Origin of the sequence: Fulvivirga aurantia, from assembly GCF_009711475.1 — a bacterium.
GTDB lineage: Bacteria > Bacteroidota > Bacteroidia > Cytophagales > Cyclobacteriaceae > Fulvivirga > Fulvivirga aurantia.
Window position 1 is genome coordinate 1 of sequence record NZ_SMMD01000415.1, and the last position, 2,519, is coordinate 2,519.

General features: G+C 35.8%; 2 protein-coding genes. Both read left to right on the forward strand.

Features of this window, described 5'->3' with window-relative positions; all coding sequences use genetic code 11:
• The coding region (locus E1176_RS20425; RefSeq protein ID WP_185152572.1) for an outer membrane beta-barrel protein at nucleotides 1-584 on the forward strand (584 nt) is incomplete at its 5' end.
• On the forward strand, nucleotides 581-2,519 hold a 1,939-nt coding region (locus E1176_RS02440), incomplete at its 3' end, for a caspase family protein (RefSeq protein ID WP_155208985.1). The genes E1176_RS20425 and E1176_RS02440, both read left to right, overlap by 4 nt.

Here is a 2,519-nt window from a genome sequence, read left to right on the forward strand (position 1 = left end):
TTTCAAGCCTTGGGCATGCGCAAAATGATAAAGTTTTAGAAGTAGATTTATTTGGAAGTATGTCATTTACACATCGTATAGGTTATGAATTTGATAACCCAAAAGGAGGAACTATAAATATTCTGTACAATGTGAAGTCTCACTATGCGATCGGGTTAAGCTTTCAGCGGACTTCTATGTATTATGCCAACCATAAATTTGCCCATAATAAGGTCATTGGTAAGTATCGCTTTAACCCCAACTCACGTATCGTTTTTCTTGCAGGAGTATCTATGGGCATGACTTCAGTCAAGGTAGAAGTGAAGGAGTCATACTTTGATTACGATGAAGCTAAGTTTACTATAGGTCTCTATGGTGGCTTAGAAATAAAACTTTCAAACACCATAGGCTTAAATTTCCAGGTAAGTCATGAGGATATATTGGGTGCCTTTTCAGAAGAATACATGATCTATGACTTTCTATGGTATGACAATTTTACATCAAACAATGAACGTTATTTGGTGCCTGAAAACCAGGTATCGAACTATGTACCACTATACATTAACGGAGGCTTTAGCATTAAAATGGGTAGGAAGAAACTATGAAATTACGCTTAATATTTGTGCTGGTAATTGGCCTAACGCTTAATATAGTTGCAGCTCAAGAAAAATTACTCTCCATTAATTTAGGCTCTATTAATAGCGGGGCTGTGGTGTATGCTCCTGATGATTCATATATATTCACTAATGATGGAGGTTCGATTAAAGTTTACTTTTCAGGAACAAAAAATTTGTACGCAGAATTTAAAACAAAGCTGACTGAAATTAATCAGATAGTGAGTAGTCCTGATGGCTCTAAACTATATGTTGCAGGGAAAAATAGGATTCTAAAAAAAGGGGCATTTACTATTGAAGTGTGGGATGTGAAAGTTAAGAAGCAAATAAAAGTCATTGAAGCCCATGATAAGGATATTTTGGCCCTTGCGTTGTCACCCAATGGTAAAACATTAGTTAGCGGAGGTGTAGATGGTATTCTCAAAATATGGTCGACCGATTCGTTAGAGTTAGTTAAGGAATTGGAGGTTAATGCTGCTATTTTGGATATAGCCTATAGTCCTGATGGTGAAATGATTGCTTATGGTGGTGCAAGTAAATCAGTAGTATATAGAAATACTGCAGATTTTTCTATTATTAAAGAGACTCTTCTTAATGATTGGGTAAGAGATATAGAATTTGACCATGCAGGTACTCAATTAGCGAGTTGTGGTAATGATGGCAAGATCTATCTAACAGATATTAAGAATTCTTTTTCCACACAATTCAATCAACAGCTAAAAGGTTGGCTATATGCACTTTCTTTCAGTGGTGACGACAAATACCTTGCTGTTGGGTCGAGTAGGAGTATCGTAACTATCATTGATGTCAAAAAAAACATCATTTATAAAGAATTAAAGCGGGTGGGGAATGGTACTGTTAATGATTTGGCGTTTAACAAAAAAGGTGATCAGTTAGCTACCATTAATAGTTTGGAAAGAGGTTTAGATATTTGGGATGTTACTACTCTAGATATTGCACCTATTTATGAATTTAGGAATGAAGATGACAACTCTCCACCACAAATTTATATTTCCCAACCAGCCAAAATTGTAAACGATAGGGTTCGTTTTTCGGGGGATTTAATTGCTTTAAAGGGGTTAGTTTTAGATGAGTCTGGAGTTCGAAAGTTAAAAGTAAATGGTATAAACACCCCTATAAAGGATAATGGTAACTTTATAATTAACCTGCCTCTATCTCCGGGTGATAATTATGTTACTATTGAGGTGTCGGACATCAATGATAACATTGCCCTTAAAAAATTTGTGATCGTAAGAGAAGATCTAGTAGCAGGTACCTATAAACCCGAAGATGCAAAAAATCATTTATTCATCGTTGGGGTTAATAATTATGAAAATTGGCCTTCATTAAACAACGCGGTTAAAGATGCAACAGATGTGGCGTCTGTTTTGATGAAAAAGTACGGGTTTGAATTTGAAAATACCACTATCATAAAAGACGAGCAAGCTACACGTGGCAATATTTATAAAGGGTTGAGAAGCTTGATTGAGAAGGTAGCTCCGGGAGATAACCTTTTTATTTATTTCTCCGGCCACGGTTATTTTGATGAGCTACTAAATGAAGGATATTGGGTACCAGCTGATGCCGAAATAAATAATGTAGGAGATTACCTTTCAAATTCAGATTTGCTTAAAGTCATTAAGAATGTAGAGTCTCAACATACTTTCCTTGTAGCCGATGCATGTTTTTCAGGTTCGTTGTTTGTTGATTCCAATAGGGGGTATGCAGAGAATGTAGAACAATATAAATCAAGGTGGGCCTTGGCCTCGGGAAGATTAGAAGTTGTATCTGATGGAAGTATTGGCCAAAATAGCCCATTTACAACAGCACTAATAGAATTTTTACAAGCTAATTCTAAAGAGAAGGTTACAGCAAGTGAGCTAATTCAGTATGTGAAAATAAAGACAGCAGAAAACTCTGATCAAA